Origin of the sequence: Paenibacillus sp. E222 (assembly GCF_013401555.1) — a bacterium.
In the GTDB taxonomy this organism is placed as follows: domain Bacteria; phylum Bacillota; class Bacilli; order Paenibacillales; family Paenibacillaceae; genus Paenibacillus.
Genome location: NZ_CP058552.1, coordinates 5,164,235 through 5,184,136 on the forward strand (window position 1 = coordinate 5,164,235; position 19,902 = coordinate 5,184,136).

General features: G+C 45.6%; 15 protein-coding genes. 8 read left to right on the forward strand and 7 right to left on the reverse strand.

Annotated elements, in window-relative coordinates:
• Positions 1-2 precede the first annotated feature (2 nt).
• From HW560_RS23015 to HW560_RS23035, 5 genes are all read left to right on the forward strand, one after another.
• Positions 3-983, forward strand: a complete 981-nt coding sequence (locus HW560_RS23015) for a DMT family transporter (protein ID WP_090898002.1) — start codon at positions 3-5, stop codon at positions 981-983.
• Between the two features lie 136 nt (positions 984-1,119).
• Positions 1,120-2,625: an amidase gene (locus HW560_RS23020; protein ID WP_179264845.1), complete on the forward strand. Its 1,506-nt coding sequence runs from the start codon at positions 1,120-1,122 to the stop codon at positions 2,623-2,625.
• A gap of 111 nt (positions 2,626-2,736) precedes the next feature.
• Positions 2,737-3,360 (forward strand): DUF1989 domain-containing protein, encoded by a 624-nt coding sequence (locus HW560_RS23025; protein ID WP_257031413.1) that lies wholly within the window; start codon positions 2,737-2,739, stop codon positions 3,358-3,360.
• A 115-nt stretch (positions 3,361-3,475) separates the two neighbouring features.
• Positions 3,476-4,102 (forward strand): LysE family transporter, encoded by a 627-nt coding sequence (locus HW560_RS23030; RefSeq protein WP_179264846.1) that lies wholly within the window; start codon positions 3,476-3,478, stop codon positions 4,100-4,102.
• Positions 4,103-4,185: 83 nt separating this feature from the next.
• Positions 4,186-4,947 carry a YqcI/YcgG family protein gene (locus HW560_RS23035; protein WP_179264847.1) on the forward strand — a complete coding sequence of 254 codons (762 nt, stop codon included), beginning with the start codon at positions 4,186-4,188 and terminating at the stop codon, positions 4,945-4,947.
• A gap of 18 nt (positions 4,948-4,965) precedes the next feature.
• On the opposite strand, the gene HW560_RS23040 is transcribed toward HW560_RS23035, so the two are convergent.
• The 3 genes from HW560_RS23040 to helD all read right to left on the reverse strand — a co-directional run bounded on the left by HW560_RS23040 (position 4,966) and on the right by helD (position 11,984).
• Positions 4,966-6,315, reverse strand: a complete 1,350-nt coding sequence (locus HW560_RS23040) for an amino acid permease (RefSeq protein WP_179264848.1) — start codon at positions 6,313-6,315, stop codon at positions 4,966-4,968.
• Positions 6,316-6,441: 126 nt separating this feature from the next.
• Positions 6,442-9,291 carry a glycoside hydrolase family 2 TIM barrel-domain containing protein gene (locus HW560_RS23045; protein WP_179264849.1) on the reverse strand — a complete coding sequence of 950 codons (2,850 nt, stop codon included), beginning with the start codon at positions 9,289-9,291 and terminating at the stop codon, positions 6,442-6,444.
• Between the two features lie 263 nt (positions 9,292-9,554).
• Entirely contained in the window at positions 9,555-11,984 is a 2,430-nt protein-coding gene (helD, locus tag HW560_RS23050; RefSeq protein WP_179264850.1) for an RNA polymerase recycling motor HelD, read from the reverse strand.
• A gap of 335 nt (positions 11,985-12,319) precedes the next feature.
• On the opposite strand from helD, the gene HW560_RS23055 reads away from it, so the two are divergent.
• Complete coding sequence (locus HW560_RS23055) at positions 12,320-13,165, forward strand: AraC family transcriptional regulator (protein WP_090897978.1); 846 nt, start codon at positions 12,320-12,322, stop codon at positions 13,163-13,165.
• Between the two features lie 104 nt (positions 13,166-13,269).
• On the opposite strand, the gene HW560_RS23060 is transcribed toward HW560_RS23055, so the two are convergent.
• The 3 genes from HW560_RS23060 to HW560_RS23070 all read right to left on the reverse strand — a co-directional run bounded on the left by HW560_RS23060 (position 13,270) and on the right by HW560_RS23070 (position 16,493).
• Positions 13,270-14,271 carry an NADP-dependent oxidoreductase gene (locus tag HW560_RS23060; RefSeq protein WP_090897976.1) on the reverse strand — a complete coding sequence of 334 codons (1,002 nt, stop codon included), beginning with the start codon at positions 14,269-14,271 and terminating at the stop codon, positions 13,270-13,272.
• 202 nt (positions 14,272-14,473) lie between these two features.
• The gene (locus HW560_RS23065; protein ID WP_179264851.1) at positions 14,474-15,805 is read right to left on the reverse strand and encodes a sensor histidine kinase; all 1,332 of its coding nucleotides are present in this window, start codon (positions 15,803-15,805) and stop codon (positions 14,474-14,476) included.
• 1 nt (position 15,806) lies between these two features.
• On the reverse strand, positions 15,807-16,493 hold the full coding sequence (locus HW560_RS23070) for a response regulator transcription factor (protein ID WP_090897970.1): 687 nt from the start codon (positions 16,491-16,493) through the stop codon (positions 15,807-15,809).
• 259 nt (positions 16,494-16,752) lie between these two features.
• Between HW560_RS23070 and HW560_RS23075 the strand changes: the two genes are divergently transcribed.
• Together HW560_RS23075 and HW560_RS23080 are read left to right on the forward strand one after the other, a co-directional pair.
• Entirely contained in the window at positions 16,753-17,787 is a 1,035-nt protein-coding gene (locus HW560_RS23075) for a DJ-1/PfpI family protein (protein ID WP_179264852.1), read from the forward strand.
• Between the two features lie 49 nt (positions 17,788-17,836).
• Entirely contained in the window at positions 17,837-18,478 is a 642-nt protein-coding gene (locus HW560_RS23080) for a DUF2306 domain-containing protein (protein ID WP_179265893.1), read from the forward strand.
• 76 nt (positions 18,479-18,554) lie between these two features.
• Here the strand turns inward: HW560_RS23080 and HW560_RS23085 are convergent, their stop codons facing one another.
• Positions 18,555-19,745 carry a glycoside hydrolase family 5 protein gene (locus HW560_RS23085; protein WP_179264853.1) on the reverse strand — a complete coding sequence of 397 codons (1,191 nt, stop codon included), beginning with the start codon at positions 19,743-19,745 and terminating at the stop codon, positions 18,555-18,557.
• Positions 19,746-19,902: the final 157 nt, after the last annotated feature.

Genomic DNA, 19,902 nt, shown 5'->3' on the forward strand with positions numbered 1-19,902 from the left:
ATATGGAAAAGACCCAACATGCATCAACAGTTTACCTCAAGGAACGAAGCAATACCGGATTCTGGCTCGTCGTGCTTGGCGCCGCCCTCTGGGGTGTAGATCCGCTGTTCCGCATTATTTTGCTTAAAACGATGACCTCCACTCAGATTGTACTGGTGGAACATATTATTGTCAGCCTTGTAGCTATTCCCGTGTTATGGAAGTTCCGGGCTGATCTGAAAAACCTGCGTGCACGGCACTGGATTGCCGTGATCTTTATCTCCTGGGGAGGATCTGCTCTCGCTACAGTATTGTTTACCCTTGCGCTCACGCATAACGATCCCAACACGGTTTTGTTATTGCAAAAGATGCAGCCGCTATTTGCGATTGTTCTGGCTAAGCTTTTGTTGAAAGAAACATTGCCTCGTCGCTTCGGTGGACTGTTTATCATAGCACTTGCAGGAACATACCTGCTCACGTTCGGATTCACTCTTCCCCTTGGCAACTGGAACAATTGGATTCATGCAGGCAGCCTGTTATCACTGGGTGCAGCTGCCTTGTGGGGCGGTTCAACGGTTATGGGGCGGCTGATGCTGGGGCAAACCCGTTATGAAACGGTCACCTCCCTGCGCTTTGTCGTAGCCTTGCCACTGCTGATCTTTATGACGTGGAACGAAGGTGCTGCCTGGACATTCCCTTCCGCTACAGGTGAACAGGCGGCTGTGGCACTTAATATTCTGGGTCAGGCCTTACTGCCAGGCTTACTGAGTCTTCTGTTATATTACAAAGGTCTCTCTTCCACCAAGGCCTCAGTTGCAACACTTGCAGAACTGAGCTTCCCGATGGCCGGTGTACTGGTAAACTGGATTGCATTCCGTACTTTAATTACCTGGGAGCAGCTGTTGGGTTTCATCCTCATCTGGATCGCCCTATTCGCCATCTCCAAACAGCAAGAACGCTCAGCGACTCCGGCTGATGGTGCACCAAAGCTTCGTACAAATTAAATTTTATATAAAAGCCAATCAATTAAGGCACTGCACATCCTTCAAGATGTACAGTGCCTTTTGTCTTTTCGCTATTCCGGTGGTACGATGACTTATGAAATAGTAGATCAAGTTAATTTAGAGAGGAACGATCATCATGTCTTCATCTTCATCATTTTCATATACATCCTACGATGCCATAGGTTTGGCTGAGTTGGTTCGCGCACGGGAGATATCCCCTGTCGAATTGCTGGAAGCGGCGTATGCACGCCTGGAAGAAGTGAACCCACAGCTTAATGCAGTCATTCGTACATATGAAACACGCGCCCGTCAGGAAGCGAGTATGGTTCGCCCGGGAGAGCAGCCCTTTGCCGGCGTGCCCTTGTTATTGAAAGATATCTCTCAATCCCTAGAAGGTGAAATTCTCACCTCGGGTTCTCGTCTTCTCCGTGAGCATCATGCACAGCGGAATTCCAATTTCGTATCCCGTCTGCTTGATGCAGGCTTCATTATCATTGGACATACCAATACGCCAGAATTTGGCCTGAAAAATATTACTGAGCCCCGCCTTCACGGTCCAAGTCGAAATCCATGGAATATCAAGCACTCGCCAGGCGGTTCAAGTGGAGGCGCCGCTGCCGCAGTAGCTTCGGGTATTGTACCCCTTGCGGGAGCCAGTGACGGTGGTGGTTCCATCCGAATCCCTGCTTCATTCAGCGGCCTGTTCGGACTCAAACCTACACGTGGGCGGACACCTGTTGGACCGGGAGTTGGTCGTCAGTGGCAGGGTGCTTCGATTGATTTTGCGTTGTCCCGTTCCGTTCGCGACAGTGCTGCTTTACTGGATACACTGCAAGTGATTCAACCCGAAGCTGCGTTCCATGCCCCCCTCTTTCCAGGCAGCTACTTGGCTGATATGCACTATCCTCATCAACGCAAATTGAAGGTTGCATACACGACAGCTTCACCTGTAGGTACACCTGTGAGTGATGAAGCCAAAGAAGCCGTTTATAAGATGGTTCGTTGGCTGGAAGAACAAGGTCATGAGGTTGAAGAAAAGCTGAGTCCGGTTAATGGTGTCAAACTGATGGAGAACTATTACATGATGAACAGCGGCGAAATGGCGGCGATGATCTCTTCCATGGAACGTTCTATGGGTAGAGCTTTAACCTCTGATGATATGGAGATCGAGTCCTGGGTTCTGGCAGAAGCCGGCAAAAAAGTATCCGCTGCCGAGTTCGTACATAGTTTGGCCGAATGGGATGTTGCCGCAGCTCAGATGTCCACATTGTTTGAACGGTATGATTTTTATGTCACACCTGTAAATGCTTTTCCAGCACCCAAAATCGGCGAATTAACGCCTCATAATGAACAGATTGAACATCTGATGCGTATTAGCGATTTGGACAAGATCCAGCAGCAGCAGTTGATTTATGAGATGTTTGAACCAAGTTTAACATACACTCCGTTCACTCAGCTCGCGAATCTGACGGGTCAACCCGCCATGAGTGTCCCTGTGCATCTGACTCCTGAAGGTCTACCCATGGGTGTGCAAATTATGGCAACGAAAGGCCGTGAGGACTGGTTGCTTCATCTGGCTGGTCAGCTGGAAACATCCGAACTATGGGTCGGCATGAAGGGTAATCCACTGTTTCCAGTATAAACACTGAATACAACCTATATCATTTTCAATGTGAGTTTTATGTTTGCCAAAGTGCATGAAAGCCATATCAGCTCCGCATACTGAAAGCAAAAACAGCGGAGGATGTGACGAATGAATATGAATACAACGGAACGCCATAAACAGTCTGTTCGTATCCCGGCCAAAACGGGTTATGCCGTCAAGGTAACTAAAGGTTCATTAATTCGGGTGACCGATTTGGAGGGTCAGCAGGTCGTTGATTTTGTTGCATATGATGCTCAAAATGCCAATAATCGACTAGACCCTGGTGTAACGATGGATGTGCTGCGGTCCTACCGGATCAAACCAGGACAATCCGTGTATTCCAATCAATATCAGCCACTGCTCAAGATCGTTCGTGACACGGTTGGTGTTCATGATTTCTTCAACTCCGCCTGTCGTCCGGAAATGTATGAAGTGTTATATGGCAAAAAGGATCATGCCAGCTGCTATCATAACCTAAATCAGGCACTTGAACCGTTCGGGATCTTGCCGCCGGATCAGCATTATCCGTTTAATCTGTTTATGAAATCAGTCGTAGATGATCTGGGCAAAATTGATGTCGTAGCTCCAGATTCGCGCGCCGGTGATTATGTGGAGATGGAGGCATTGACCGATCTGGTTATCGGTTTATCCGCCTGCCCATGTGAAGAAAGCTCATGCAACGGATATCACTGCACAGCCATCCAGCTTGATGTAGAGCCGATAGCAGATTAAGTGATACACGGCTTGTTCTAATTTGCTCCAGACGGGAATACGATGACTTGTACCCATATGTGTGTGACTTACCGGTACAATTCGTTGTCGAACCCGTTAAGGAGTGAACGCGTATATGTCTGTACTGTTTAGTTATATTATTCTGGGAATCTCACTATCCGCTCCAATTGGTCCGATTAATGCCGCTCAGCTGGATCGCGGAGCCCGGCACGGTTTTATGCATGCCTGGATTTTGGGACTGGGAGCCATGTTTGCCGATTTGGTGTACATGCTTCTGATCTACTTTGGAGTTGCACATTTTCTGGACACGCCGTTCATGCGCTCGTTTCTTTGGTCTTTTGGCAGCTTTATTCTGGTGTATACCGGTGTGGAAACACTGTCCAAGTTAAAAGACGGCATCCAGACCTCTTCTACAGCGGAAGCAAAGGTTGGGAAATCCTTTGTCTCTGGCTTTCTCATGGCTTTGTCCAATCCCCTGAATATTTTATTTTGGCTGGGCATTTACGGCTCAATTCTCGCTACAACGGTGAAGCATACCGACACCGCTCATCTGCTACTATACAGTTCTGGTATTTTCATAGGAATCCTTGTCTGGGATGTCATCATGGCTGGCATGGCCAGCCGATTTCATAAACGCAGCAACGAAACCGTTTTGCGCTGGATCTCCATCATCTCAGGTATCTGTCTGATCGGTTTTGGCCTGTACTTCGGGCTTGAAGCAATACGATCCATCTTTTTCTGACATAAAAACTACACTGGACAGTCACCCAACGCCTTCCGCATTAATACGTTAACGGTATCATGTGGAATGGAGTTGGGGAATTCATGGCAGAGCTGTTCAGTGCCGATGAAATAAATGCATCATTCAAAGGTCTACCCGAATGGCAGCAGGACGCATATTCTAAATTTGCCAATATGATTGCAGATGAGGGGAATACGTATCCTTGTGTACCCGGACGCATGGGTTTTCTTTCAGGACATCTAAGATACGGATTCACAAGGGATCCACGTACACAAGCTTCTGCTGAAGACATGGCGGAATTGCTTCGTCAATATGGGCCTGTTTCCCGGGATACGGGACACTATGCTTCTTTGGTTGTCATATGCGAAACACCGGATGATTTGAGAAATAACACAACGGTAGAGCAGTATCAGTCCTTGTTCTGGGAGATGCTTAACCGGGTAAGCTCACTTGATACTGCCTCCTGGCCTGAACATATTTCGACTGATCCGCATGAAGCCACATGGGAATTTTGCTTTGGCGGGGAGCCATACTTTTGTTTCTGTGCCACTCCCGCGCACGAGCTTAGAGCCAGCAGGCACTTCCCTTATCTTATGTTTGCTTTTCAACCACGGTGGGTATTTGAATCGATTAATGACAGCACACCTCTTGGCCGGAAAATGAAAACCTTGATTCGCAAACGTTTGGCAGCCTATGATGCCGTTCCCGCTCACCCTTCGCTCATGTGGTATGGACAGCAGGATAATCTGGAATGGAAACAATATTTCCTGCCCGATGACGAGCAGATCCCTTCCAAGTGTCCCTTCATGCGTATGAAGCAAGCCATGAGTAAATTAACGAAATAGCTGATATAAGACACCCATTCAGGACTTGGATGGCTCAGTAGAGGGTGACGGTCGCGGTTTTCGTACTTTGTTTACAATGTAAGTAATCAAGGCAATCAATGCAACAAGACCTATACTGGCCAGCAGACCTCTTCTGCTGGCTTTTTCCATGGCTGTCCCAGCTACTGCAGCTAGGATAAGAATCATAGCAGTCCATACTTTGATGCGATTCCAGTTTGTTGGCTTCATTTTCTTGATATACGTGATACAAATCAGAAGCCAGGTATACATTAATACCAAGCTGCCTGCGGTTGTTACATATTCAAACAGGCTCTTAGGCATCCATAACGCCAGGAGAGTAGAAAGGATTAATCCGGCCGCAGTGCATCCTAATGCATATAGGGGCATGTTCTTTTTTCCCCAAGTCTTCGTAAACATCTTCGGTGCATCTCCGTCTTCACCCAGTTTAACCAACATGGACGTAATCGCATAGATTGAAGCGACCATCGTGGAGAACCCGGCGATAATCAAAATCCCATTCAGAATATGAACCACGACCGTAAATCCAATCGATGACATCGCTTTGACGAGAGGACTCTCGTCCGGTGTTAATTTAGCAGCAGGAACCAGAAGAAGGATTAAGGCAATCGCCACAACATACAGCGTACTGACGGTTAACAACATCACTCTGCCTGATTTCACTGCGTCCTTAGGTTCTTTCAGCTTGGCTGCCATTAAACCCATGACCTCAATCCCGGCAAAGGCAAAAAAGGCATAAATAAACCCGGTCCACACGCCTTTTATTTGGTGAGGGAACCATTCATTCGTTATTTTCTGCGGTGTAATCTTCACATCTAACCAGCCCAGACAAGCCGCTGCTGCAATCGCGATGAAAGCAACCGTTGCGGCTAACTTGATTAAGGCCAGCACATTCTCCGTTTGAGTTAACCCTTTCGCTCCCAATGCGGCGATGAATAATCCAATGCATGCATATACCGCAACAAACGTCCATAATGGGAATTTGGGAAACCAAAATTGAGAGAACAATCCAAGCGCCGTTAATGAACTGCCCATGATCAGCATTTCGGAAGACCAATACATCCATCCGCTTCCGAAACCGGCCCACGGGCCGAACGCTTCACCGGCATATGTTCGAAAAGCCCCTTCTTTCGGATCTTCTGCCGTCATCTGTGCCAATGCTCCAAATACAAAATAGGTCCCCGCGGCAGCCAGCACCAAAAGTACAAGCACGGATAAACCGGACCAATGAATAGCCAGACTTGTTCCGAGGAAAAATCCGGTTCCCAGTGTACATCCTGCTCCAAATAAGGAAAGACTAATCCAGCTCAGCTTCTCTTCTTCTTTTTGATGCACATGATCTTTCTTCATATGTATCCTCCTTCATGCGTACCCCATTACGGTTTACATATGATGGAGGTTTTATGTCATTAAGGCAGAAAGAAATGAAACTGGAATTTCATTTGGTTTACATAATAATAGTTTCGTTAACCTAATCTATTTCTTGCCCAACAATTGTTGGAGCTCAACCAGTTCTATCTTCGCTTCCGGTTGGAAGTCCTCACTTTTTACATATTGTGCAAGGCTGTAAAGTAATTGGCGCCCTTCTGTATGGTTAATCAACTTATCATAATTTAGTGCCCCAACCAACAGCTTGCCTTTTCCAACCTGGCATTCAAACAGCAGCCCCAGCTTATGATTACGTTCAAAATTATCAATGGTTTGAACGAAAGGCTGAACATTCTCTGCGACGTTATCCATAATAATAGACCGTGAATTCATAACGATATGCCACCAAGGATACGTGGAATACGCCTCACTTGGGAAGTGCTTCAATGCCGGGTGCGCGTTATCGATTAATAGACCAAGCGTGCCAACGGGAACTTGCTTGTTCATGCTTTCCGAAATGGATCGGAACATCGGATAACACCAGAAGTCGGTACAATATGTGCCTTCGATTGAATGTTCGTTATCCTCCAGTGTTGGGAGTAACAGCACACTCTCGCCTTGTTCCAGTAAGTGAATGACTTCATCGGACAATTCCTTATAAATATGGTCATGTTCAATAGCTGTCACATCATGATCAGGGTATACCCATAGGTCATACTGCTTCCGAATATCGGTACCTGGAATATACAGGGATAGAGTGATTGGCGTCATCCTTTTCACATCAGGCAGCTTGAACTTTATTTGGCCAATCTCAAACCAAGTTTCTCCAAAGATAAAGGAAATATCGTCTTTTCCTTGTGCAATCAGCTGATCCGAATCACGCATCTCCCACTCCACGGTATGACCCTTCAATGAATCTGTTCGGTAGTACCTTAATTGAATGTGGGCATTGAAATCTTCACCCGAATTGTAATTGTATTTTTCGAATCGGGCCAGAAGGACAGCATCCGAGCAATACGTCCTCCACTCCTCGGGAGTAACTAGCCCTTTCGAATCCATGAAGGCATCCAAAATACCTACCAGTGCTGTTCCCTGCCCACTAAAATCCTGAAGATCGAGCAATTGAAATCCTGCCAGATGATTGGATCGAAATGCCGCCTCAAGCTCCTCCTTATAGCAGGCTACTGCAAGTTTGCCAGAACTTTTGAAAAAGGGTTCAGCCAGATGTCCCATCCCTTTGGATTGCAAACGTTCCCGAAACACCTCGAAGTTTTTTGCCTTCAGTGACCCGGTATACTTCTCGATTTCTTCATAATTCGGATACATGGCATATTGTCCAATTTCGTGGGAAATGACGGGCAGATGTGGAATGAGCTGTTCTTCAACAGAAGCGGCTTTCACGGTCTTGGCTTCCGTGCCATATTGAATTTGAATCTCCGATTCTTCTCCTTGAATTCCCTCACTCACCAAAGCTGTCCTATCTGGCAAGATCATGTCGTCGTAGTCCTTCAGGGTACCAGGCACGTCGGTTTGCACATGACCCAACGGGGCATCACACATGGCATAGGAGCCGCGGAAAAGTCTATCTTTGGAAAAGCGTACACCACAGTAAAAATCTTCTTCCTCTAGAATAACCGGAGTGAACTGAAAATTGTTTGAACCCTGGGTGTACAGATGGCGTGAATCAAATGCTCTATACGCTTTGATAATGGCATTCAGTCTTTCTTTACTGCCCCAGAGTTCATTACCAAGTGACATCATTACAAAAGAAGGATGATTCCCATACGCCTTGAGCATAGCAAAACCTTCACGAATGAGATAGTCCTGTTCAGCCTGATTATGCTGTGGGTCAAGTTCATCCGTGATCGTTCCCCAGAATGGCAATTCAGGCTCCATATAGATGCCAAGCAGATCTGCAGCAGTGAACGCTGCTTCAGGCGGACAACAGGTATGGAAGCGATAATGATTTATACCATACGATTTGGAAATGCTCAGGATTCGCAGCCATTCATCCACATCGGTTGGCGCGTAACCTGTAAGCGGAAAGATTAGACCATCATGTTTTCCGCGAAGAAAGGTCTTCCGACCGTTGATGGTAAAAGCATCTCCATTAGCTTCAAAATCTCGCAGTCCTGCTATGATTTCGGTTGTATCCAGCACATCGCCATGTTCCCCCAACAGAGTAAGGGTCAGCACATACAGATGTGGGTCTGAATCACTCCAGAGCAATGCGTCGTCTCCCATCTTGTAGAGCACATTAACTTCGTCCTTGCTGCATGGATAGGTTTGCTCATTCACCACATGATTTCCATCTGATGGCTTATATCCATGAGTCTCTTTTAAAAGGGGCTTGAAGGTTTGCGCAGTAACAGACAATACAGTACCTGGTATGCATTTGGACAATGTACTTGTGATTCTGAAGGTTCGCTCTTTAGCATCGGGATAGATCTGTACCTCACCCATGTGCACGTCGTCGTAAAAATGAAGCTCCAGCTTTCCGGTTATTCCGTTCCAGTTGGTCTGGGTATCAACGGATGTAAGATGTCCGCCTTTCGTCGGATAGTCCGTATTGTCGACCCGGATGGTGAGGGTGTGTTTCCCCTCCGATAACCCTTCCGGCAAGCTGTACACATGAGGGGTGTTAAGGCTATTCTGCGCTCCAACTTCTTCACCATCGACCCATAACTTGGTGATGCGCGTGCGTTCCAGATACAAACTGCATTTCTTGCCAGCAACCGTTGCCGGTATATCAATCTCCCGTTTCAGCCACACCCAACCTTCAAAAGAATATTCATCGGTTAAAGACCCAATGTGAGCTACATGATTCTTTCTTCCTTTACGTGCATGAGAAGTCGTGTTCGGCAGTGTTATGGTATCGTCAAATGGGCCTTGTACGCCTTGTTGATGTTCATCCAGTTGAAGCTCCCAGCTTCCCTGTAAATTCATTTGGGTTAACATGATCTTAGCTCCTCTATACTTTATGTATGCAATCTATTCTTCTGGTTACGTATTTCTATTATATAACTGTAATCTTAGTCCACCCATATAATAAAATTTATGATGAGTATAACAATATGGAAATAATCCAAAGGCTGCAGCTAACAAATTCGTCTATATTAATGACATATAAAATCTAAAAAAGTCGCCTTAAAGGCGACTCGTTCTACTTGTTTGATTGACTCCATTCGTATACGCAGCTAGATCAGACAATACGAGCATGTTTATTCCGTTGTAAAGGTCCCTGATTCCTCATACAAATCGGCTGGCAAGGCCTGTATGAAAGGCGACCAATCGCACGTCGTGTATAGATGAAGGCGATGCATAGCGCGCGTACACGCCGTATAAAGAAGCTTGCGTTCATTTTCTCGACCATAAGCTCCAGAGGAAGCATCATACACCAAGACTGCATCGAACTCTACACCTTTGGCGAGGTACACAGGGATGACCATTACACCTTTTTCAAAGTTGAACGTTTCCTTCGTAACGAGCTGCAACGTTTCGCCTCCTTGAACCTGTAACGACTCATGGGCCTTGAGGCTTTCGGCGGCGGTCTTCGTAATAATAGCGATGGAATCAAAGCCCTCGGCTCTTAGCGCCGCGATATCTGCCACCATTTGTGCATCCAACCTCTCTCTGTCGTTGCTTCTTGTCAGCAGGGGCTTTAGGCCTTTTCTTTCAAAAGGTACAATTTCATCTCCGTCTGGAAGCATCGCTCTTGTAAATTCAACAATCTCCTTCGTAGAGCGGTAACTGCGTACTAGGGAGAAAAGGCTTGTTTCGGCTTCACCGTAGAGACGGACCAGTGGTGAATCAGCTGCGGTCAAATGGGTAGCCTGCGTGAAAATCGCTTGCCCGAAATCGCCGAGCACGGTCATGCGGGCTCTTGGGAACAGCTTTTTGAGATATTCATATTGAAATGTTGAATAATCCTGACCTTCATCAACGAAGACATACTTGATTTCTGTGTTCGTTCGGACACCTTCAATCAGTTCTTTAACATACAAATAGGGAGTCGCATCCTCATGGAATAACTCGTTCCGGAGCAGGCTGTCCTTGGTTTGACTGCATATCTCAGGCCATAGCGCAGGGATAACCGCAGCATTCGTTTTCTGCCGATAAGTGGCTTCGTCAACAAACAATTCGCCATATATGCCTTTGATATCAACAAAAGAGAATTTCTTGATACCTTTTCTTAGTGGGCTAAAACGTTCTTTCACGATCTTGCGGCTGAGCAGGTCCTCCTCCTTCTGGGCAAAGTCAAAATCACCTTCATCTTCCCGACGTTTTTTGCTTATTTTCTCGCGAATTTGAGCGTATTGCTCCGCGATATCGAATACTTCCTTATCTTTATGCAGCATTTCGAAGATATCCGCATACTGATCAGTGTCTAGATAATTCAATTCTTCTTGCACCCACGCTTCTTCACGTTCCATCCGTTCCAGGGAATCCAGCTCTTTCAGCAGCCATTCCTGCAAGAGTACAACGCGATTTAGCAAGGGCAGGGAACGATCATAGCCGTAAAATTTGGCTCTCATTTGCTCCGCAGTAATCAAATCGCGGTTCCGGAAGCGTATGCTGTTGAATCGCATGCCTTCCTGCCCCAGCCAGTTTCCATAGTTCTGCAAGGCTTGCAGAAAAGCATCGGAGGCTTTATATTCAATCCCCTGAAGCCGAGCCTCATAGCCTGGAGCTTCATGCGCGGTCAGTACATATTCAATCTGATCAAACACATCCTCCGGACGCAACGAAGAGCCGAGCCAGTAGTCGAGATATTGTTGAAAAGTAGTCTGCTGCATATTATCTTCACCGAGCTCCGGAAGAACAGTGGAAATATAACTGCCAAACATCGGATTCGGTGAGAACAGGACGATCTGATCAGCACTGATCGTCTGGCGGTGTTTGTACAATAAGTACGCCACTCGCTGCAAGGCTGCGGAAGTTTTACCGCTACCGGCTGCTCCTTGTACGATAAGCATTCGGCATGTGTCGTTACGGATAATGGCGTTTTGTTCCTTCTGAATGGTTGCCACGATGCTTTTCATTTGTGAATCCGCACCTTTGCCGAGCACTTGCTGCAACAATTGGTCACCAATCGTTTCATTTGCATCAAACATGTTGTTGATTTGTCCGTTTTGGATCTGAAATTGCCTTTTGAGCTCTATTGTGCCTTCGATTCTTCCGATCGGCGTCACATAGGACGCTATGCCGGGGGAAGAGTCATAGTACATGCTCGCAATCGGTGTACGCCAATCATAGATCAGAAAGCTCAATCCGTCTTCGTCGACAAAGGAAGATACGCCGATATAGATCTGATCGTTGTGGGCCAGACCTTTCTCTTGAAAGTCGATGCGGCCAAAATAGGGGGACGGGAGCAGACGTTTCATGTTATTCCATTGCTGCGTCAACCGCATGTGACCCCGTTCCCGCTCGGCCAATACCGCGGACTGCTGGTTAATGGTGTAGAAGGTCTCTTCGAAATCTTCTTGGGTGCTAGTATTGATCGTTACTTCTTCCCAAAAGCGCTTGCGAATTTCCGAAGCCTGGTCCCACATCCCGGCAACCTCTGGCTCCAATTCTGTGATTCTGGCCTGTAGTTTGTTCCTTACAGAGTCCAGTCTTTCCTGTTCCAGCTGCCACTCTTTTGTTTGCATCTCTCCGAACCACTCCTTTTCCTATTTTTGGGATGAAAAAGAGCATTGACAAATCAAAATTCCAGATGTAAAATTAAAGTAGGGATAAAAACAAGTACATACTTTATTTTTTTTGTCAATGGCGCTAACGATTATATCATAGCGTTATTTTTCGTTCAATTCTTTTTTTTCGTTTGCCAAAAGATGGCCTTTGAAATCATCAGGGGTCATCTTTTTTTTACGTGTGGATTGGGTTTTCCCTCTCCTCCTTCCCTAACCGGACAAATTAAAGCACATAATGACAGGTTCTTGAATCAGTTTTCATCTATTATAGGAATCAAGGAGTGGTTCATCGTATGAACTGGATCGAATCATTACAACTAGCTATTGCTTATATCGAAGATCATTTGTTCGAAAATATGACTATGGAGCAAATTGCAGCTCAAGCTCATATTTCTCCCTTTCATTTTCAACGTACGTTTGCCTTATTAACTGATGTTACGGTAGCCGAATATATCAGACGAAGACGGTTAACCTTGGCAGCCAATGAACTTATACAAAGTGATCAAAAAATCATTGATCTGGCGCTCAAGTATGGTTATGACACTCCTGAATCTTTCTCCAAAGCTTTTCGGAGGCAGCACGGAATTGCCCCCAGTGAAGCGCGTAAGAACAGTACTTCTATCAAATCGTATAATCGTTTGGTTATTCAATTAAGTCTAAAAGGAGCAGAACCGATGAATCACAGAATTGTTGAACAAGATGCCTTTACCGTAGTTGGGATAAAGCAGGCTTTCTCTTATATTGATGGGGAAAACTTACGAGGCATAGCCAAGATGTGGCAGGATGCGTATACGAGTGGTACAGAAGATCGTTTATTTGAATTGAATAATGGTGTAATTAAGGGGTTGCTAGGCGTCTGTGTGGATCAGAACGAAATCCAGGTGAAGCAGATGGAATACTGGATTGCTACGGCGTATGATGGTGAAGTACCTGAAGGGTTATCCTCATTCACCTTTCCGGCTTGCAAATGGAGTGTTTTTGAAATCGAAGGTCCGATGCCAGAAAGTATGCAGCGCTTATGGAAGCAGATTATCTCCGAATGGTTCCCTTCCAATCCTTACGAGCATGCAGGTATACCCGAGCTGGAAGTATATCCAGGACCGCACCAGCCACCTCAAATTTGGATACCGATAAAATAAAAAGAAATCCAATTTGGGTTTTGATTCATTACTCTGTCCGATCAGAAAAGTATCCGTTCTTGTTCTCCATTCGGACAAGAACGGAATCCATCTCTATTGAACTCTTACTTCATTTTAATGATGACCTTCCCTTTGGCACTTCCCCCTTCGAGATACTGAAACGCTTGCCCGACATCTTCAAAATCATAAACCTTATCAATAACCGGTTTAATGAGACCTTCCTCCACGTAACCCTTTATTCGCTCTAATTGAACCCCGCTTGGTTTCATAAAGAGAAAATGATAACTTGCTTGGTTTTTCTTCTCAAGAGTTGTAATCTTATGGCTCACAATCGATAGCAGTGTGGTCTTTAACCAGCCCAAATTGGCTTCTCGCCCGAATCTCGCGTTTGGCAAGCCGGAAATGGATACTATTTTTCCATGGGGCTTAAGTACTTGAAAGGATTTTTCCAGTACCTCGCCTCCTAATGTGTCATACACCGCATCATATTCCGACAGCATTTCTTCAAAATGTTCTTTACGATAATTGATAATACGGTCCGCACCAAGGGATTGGACCAATTCGTAACCTCTATCGCTGGCAGTAGTGGCGACGTAAGCTCCCATTAATTTGGCCAACTGGATGGCGAACGTGCCAACCCCTCCTGATCCTGCATGAATTAATATTTTTTGGCCTTTCTGAAGCTTCAAAATATCGTAAAAAGCTTGATATGTCGTAAGACCGACCAGTGGTATGGATGCTGCTTCTTCAAAGTTTAAGTTTTGGGGCTTCAGCGAGATGTCTTCTTCATGGACAGCAATGTATTCAGCCAAAGTTCCAATTCGGTCTTTACGAGGTCTGCCATATACCTCATCTCCAGGTTTATAAGCGTTCACCTGTTTACCAACCTTGACCACAACCCCGGAAAAATCATTCCCAAGAATCAATGGCATCTTATAATTCAACAAGAGCTTTACCTTGCCCTCTTTTATTTTAAAATCAATCGGATTTAAGCTTGCTGCATGGATTTCCACCAATACATCATGATCTCCGATTTGAGGAGCAGGCATTTCTTTCTGTATCAAGGGAACATTCTTCCCGTATTTCTCAATAACCATAGCCTGCATTTAAATCACTCCATTACGTTTAAGAGTTTAAACATATGAACATATTATATCTAAGACGTTAACAAATCAAGCATAATATCAGGATATCCAGACTGGAAGCTGAGGTCAGGTTTACCTCTCTTCCAGTCTGAAGTCAAAAATCCACGTAATACATGTTAAATAACCAACCATGGTTTTAGGAGATAAGGAGTTGCCGATCATTTTAATTCAAGTCAGCTAGCGGTAAACATCCTGTTAGAACTGCTCCACCGTCAGGGTGGTTGCTTACCATAAGTTCGCCTCCATGTTGCTTCATCATTCGTTGTGAGATCGTTAATCCTAATCCACTGCCTCCAGTTGCACGACTTCGAGACGTTTCCCCGCGATACAGAGGTTCAAAAACGCGCTCTAATTCTTCGAAAGAGAAACCAGGTCCGGTATCACGGATCATAAACCTGATTTTATTGCCGTCTTTACAGCATTGGACTGTTATTGAGCCACCTGATGACGTATATCTAACCGCATTCTCCAATATATTGTTCATCGCACGCTCCAATACATACGAATCTCCGTTAATCAAACAACCATCAGTTAATTGCTTTAAGATAGAAATATGTTTCTGCTCAGCTTGTGGACTCACACTCTCTATCGATCTTCGGAGGATCTGTGTTAAATCAAGCGTTCTCGTGTTAAGTTCACTTTCCAAGTACTCCATTTTTGTAAAAGTGAAGAGGTCCTCAACCAATCGATCCAATTGGGCGGATTTCTCTTTGCATACGGCAATATACCGTGTGACCTTCTCCGGCGACTGAGCTATACCTTGTTCCAATCCATCCAAATACCCCCGCAAGGCAAACAACGGTGTGCGTAAATCATGTGCAACGGCAGCGATGACAAATCTGCGTTCTTCCTCGAGCTCCGCTTGTTTCCGGTGGGATTGCTCGAGTCCTTTTACCATAACCTCAAATCCGTCCCGAACTTCGGCGATTTCCGTAATTCTGGAGTTGGGTAACTGCACTTCCCAATGCCCTGCTGCAATTTGTCTGGCCGCCTTGCTCATCTTCTCAAGTGGTTTAAGGAGGAATCGTCTCATTTCAACTCCAACCACAAAGAAAGCAAGCAGCAGCCCAATAAATGCTGCAAGCATTGGAACTCCGTTGGATTTGGGAAGATAAAGAACTACCCTTCCCAGTAATTGTCCATCTTTTATGACAGAAAACTGCTCAGTCGACGATAATCTACTATGATACTTTTGGGCGGAACGATATATTTCCGAATTGGACGCAGATTCAATCACCACATCCATCTTTGCTTTGCTCAACTTGGTATGAAGTTCGTTTTGCCAACCGGTATCCGTCCATTTATCCGTACCCGCTTCAATCGTGTGAATCATCTCGCTCAGATGTCTTTGCAGCGTTTTATTTTGCTGTTGGCTAGTTGAGATGCTAAACGACTGAGTGTCCATAAAGTGAGCCGTGACAAAAAAAATCCAAGGCATCGTAAGCAAGAAGAATAGGCAAAGCATAGTAAATGTACGAATGCGAAGTTTTCTCATGTTACACTCCCTCAAAGCGGTATCCTACTCCCCACACGTTGATGAGGAATTGTGGATGGTTTGGGTCGGATTCAATTTTTTCACGAAGCCGGCTCAGATGAACGCGAATGGTGTGCCTGTCGCCTACACCCTCCCAAAACTTTGCAAGCAGTTGTTCGTAGGAGAAAACCTGCCTCGGGTGTTCCGCAAATAATCGCAACAACTCATATTCTTTCGGTGTAAGCTCGACTTTCACCCCTTCAATCAGGACCTCTCTTGCTGTCAGATTCAACTGGATGCGTCCATAATCCAAGATCTTCCCTTCCATGGGATGCCTGGAAGTAGTGCGTCTCAAAACGGCTTTCACTCTGGCCACAATTTCCCCAGGCGAAGCAGTTTTGACAATATAATCATCCCCGCCGAGTGTCAAACCACGGATCTTGTCCACATCATCACTGCGGGCACTCAAGAATAGGATTGGAACATTGCTGTCCCCTCGAATTCGACGGCATAACTCAAATCCGTTTTGTCCCGGCATCATGATGTCCAGAACAATACAATCTATCGAATGTTGTTGAAGTATGGTCCACGCTTGCTCCGGTTCACAAGCAGTCTTTACATGGAAATGATCGTTCTCTAGAAAGTCTCTTAATAGTTCGACGATACTCTCGTCATCATCAACAACAAGTATCGTATGATAATTACTCATGCTTATCCCACCTCTGCCATCTAGTTTATCATTTTTTCTTCCATTACCAAGATGAAGCTGTACTCTGTGATGATTTGTTTATCGTTTTGTGACCTTTCTACGACTTTCTTTGAGATATTCATTTGTTATGATTCTACCTGTTAGCAAGAACGACCTGTATCCTACTTCGTCCAGTCGAATGGCTAAAGGAGAAATTGACGACAAGGAATATCACTTGCTGAAAGATCTTTTGACAAAATATAGTTAAGGGGATGGGTTAATGTTAACTGTTCAAATCGTCTTATTTGACGGCTTCGACCTAATGGATGCTATTGCACCTTACGAAGTATTTTGCGCGGCTTCCACGTATACGGACAAGGCACTCAAGGTAGAACTGGTCACGGCTGAAGGACCAAGAGCTGTGACAAGCGGTGTGAATGGATTGACAATCGAAGCGATCGACACACTGGACCCGGAACGTGAGGGTATCATACTTGTGCCTGGTGCAGCTGGTGATGTTGAAGGAGATGGTCCAGACTCGATTCCAACTATTCTGGGCAAAGCCATGAATACGGGATTGACCACTAAGGTCAAGGCAGCTCTCGAACACAAAGACATCGTAATCGCTACCGTCTGCGGTGGTTCCCTTTTGTTAGCCATGGGAGGAGTCCTGGAAGGCAGACATGCGGTAACGCATCATTTGGGTATGGATTTACTTGGTGCGACTGGGGCAATTCCTGTCCCGGCACGCGTAGTGGATGATGGTAATCTGGTTACTGGTGGCGGTGTGACCTCGGGACTCGATGTTGCGCTGTATCTGGTCGAACGTGAACTGGGACCGCGTATTGCACACGAGATAGAACAGTTGTTTGAGTATGAGCGAAGAGGAACCGTTTGGAGAACGAAAGGCATGATACCCAGCACTCACAAGTCGTTAACGGACAACGAACCAAGCATTGTCATGAATCAAACGACAGTAATCTCGGACATATTGCCTAACGAGAAAACACAGACATCCATCTTTGACGGTAATTGGGACACAACAATCGCTACACCTGTAGGTAAGCTGGAGGTCAAGCTCTACATAACGACAAGTTCCAATGTGATTCAGGGCACGGCCACACAAGGTGATGAAACAATCCCTTTTGTGAACCCTGTACTCTGCGACAACAAGTTGACCTGGTCCCTGCCGATTACCAAACCCATGCGTTTGAATCTGAAATTCGAAGTTGCCGTGGATGGAGATCAGATGAGCGGATTCGCTAAAGCTGGCCTTCTTCCTGCTTCCAAATTAACTGGAAAACGAATAAACTAGCCTGGTTGTCATATTGCACAAAAAGGAATCTTGGGGGTTGTAGGTGAATATGAAGAAACGAGGAACATTATACGGATGGCTGGCCTGTGTCAGTATTTTATTTATTGTGTATGCTTTGGTGAAGAACTATTGGATAGACCCACAAGCCTCAGACTTTTTAAGCCACAAGACGGGTTTAAAGCGTGAGCTTCATCTTCCGATCTGGCTGAATGTCATGTACGTTCATGTTGCATTTGCATGTTTGGCCATGGCGTCTGGACTGGTCAACTTCTCTAATCGGATTTTTAAAAAGAGCCGCAGGTTCCACCGTATAAACGGTTATGTTTACATTGTATCCGTAGTGCTTGTTGTACTGACTTCCGGTTATATGGCACCTTACGCCACTGGCGGGAAAATAAGCAGTATGGGCTTCAATGCGCTTAATATCATCTGGCTGTTCATTACGATTACGGCTCTCATTCAGATTAAACAGAAACGAATGATCCAACACCGGAACTGGATGATTCGTAGTTATGCCTTCTGTTTCACGAACATGTTGATTCACCTCATCACTTCCCTTCTTCATCAAGGTTTCGGGTTGGTTTATGCTGCAAGCTACACTATAAGTATTTATGGCTCTATTGCTTTGCTGCTAGTTATTCCAGAATTCATTATCAGAATGAACTTCAAATTAAGAACAGCCCCCGAATAATTTTTCGGAGGCTGTTCTACATTCTAGCTTTAGTAGAATAAGTGAGAATACATTGGTGATCCTTCTCTTCTCTATTTCAATTCGTCAGACTTGCTCTTATCTCATTCCAGAGTGGATTGTCTGCCGTACCGCGTGCAGGCTGCTCCCCTTTTTCAATGGCATCCCAATACTTCCAGTTGGGCTTCTCACTGCCTAATTCATAATCCATCCCATCCCACGTATCTTCGCGAAATGCATAGAAAGCCCAATGCCATCCGTACTCATTAAAGATAGATATCAGATCCGACATGTAGCGATCTGCACCGTGAACCATTCGGTTCGTTCCGAATTCGGAACCTATAATCCGGTTCGCAGGTATGTTATGATCGGACGCCCACTTGGCGACAGGCTCGACAAATTGTTTCAGAGTCTGACGGTTAAACACTTTTTCCGTCTCATCATCTCCAACCTTTACGTTCCCTGGATAAGAATACGTAAATCCTTTTTTCTGGTTCTGGCTTGTCATCTCATAAGGCTCATACATATGAAAAGCATACAGCACGTTAGGATCATCAATCGGCTTCAGGTACGTAAAAGCCCAAGGTGTTGCGTAGAGACCCGAATCTACAATGATGGGAGTTGTCTGGTCTACCGTCCTGATCTCTTTGGTTATCGTGTCATAGAGTGAATTCAGATCAGCTGCGGTATGTTCCACTTTGGCATACCACTCCAAATAATCCTGCGTCCAGAAATCATGAAAACCCGTACCCGTTTCCGGATGAGGCTCATTAATCAGGTTATAGCCGATGACGGCAGGATGATTCTTCAATCGTGCTGCAAGATCCTTCCAAAACTGAGCGGCCTGATTGTGATATTCAGTATCATTCCAGATCCGATCATCATTCTTGGCCCCGTTGAACTGCCGCCAGCGATCACCCGGTAAGCTAAGCACTGTAATAATCACTTTCATCCCTTTATCCTCGGCGGCGTCAAGATCCGCTTTGAGTCGGGCAAAATCCGCTTCCACGATACCTTCGTACTTATCCGAGCTGCCTATCAAAAAGTCTGCGTTAATATGTTTATCCGGCTTATCGTTGAACAAAAAATCCCGATCCTTACTCCACTTATCGGGCGCAAGCCGGACGAACTCTATGCCCTGTTCCTTGGCTGCTTCATAGTTGACAGGAAGAGAGGTGGAGTTCATAAAATTGGTCCCTTTTCGCTGCTCATTCCAGTAGCTCATTTTCTCCGAAGGAACAGCCTGCTTCTCCTCCTGACTGCTGTTCATCCCTGATATCTCCAATGGCTTTGTCGAAACAGAGTTAGAACTGCATCCACCTAGTGCAACCAAAATGACCGCCGAGAGTAAAACATTTTTTCCGATGGGCCAACTCGATTTGGTTGATATTTTATTCATGATCAATCACCTCGATAGCCATCTTACC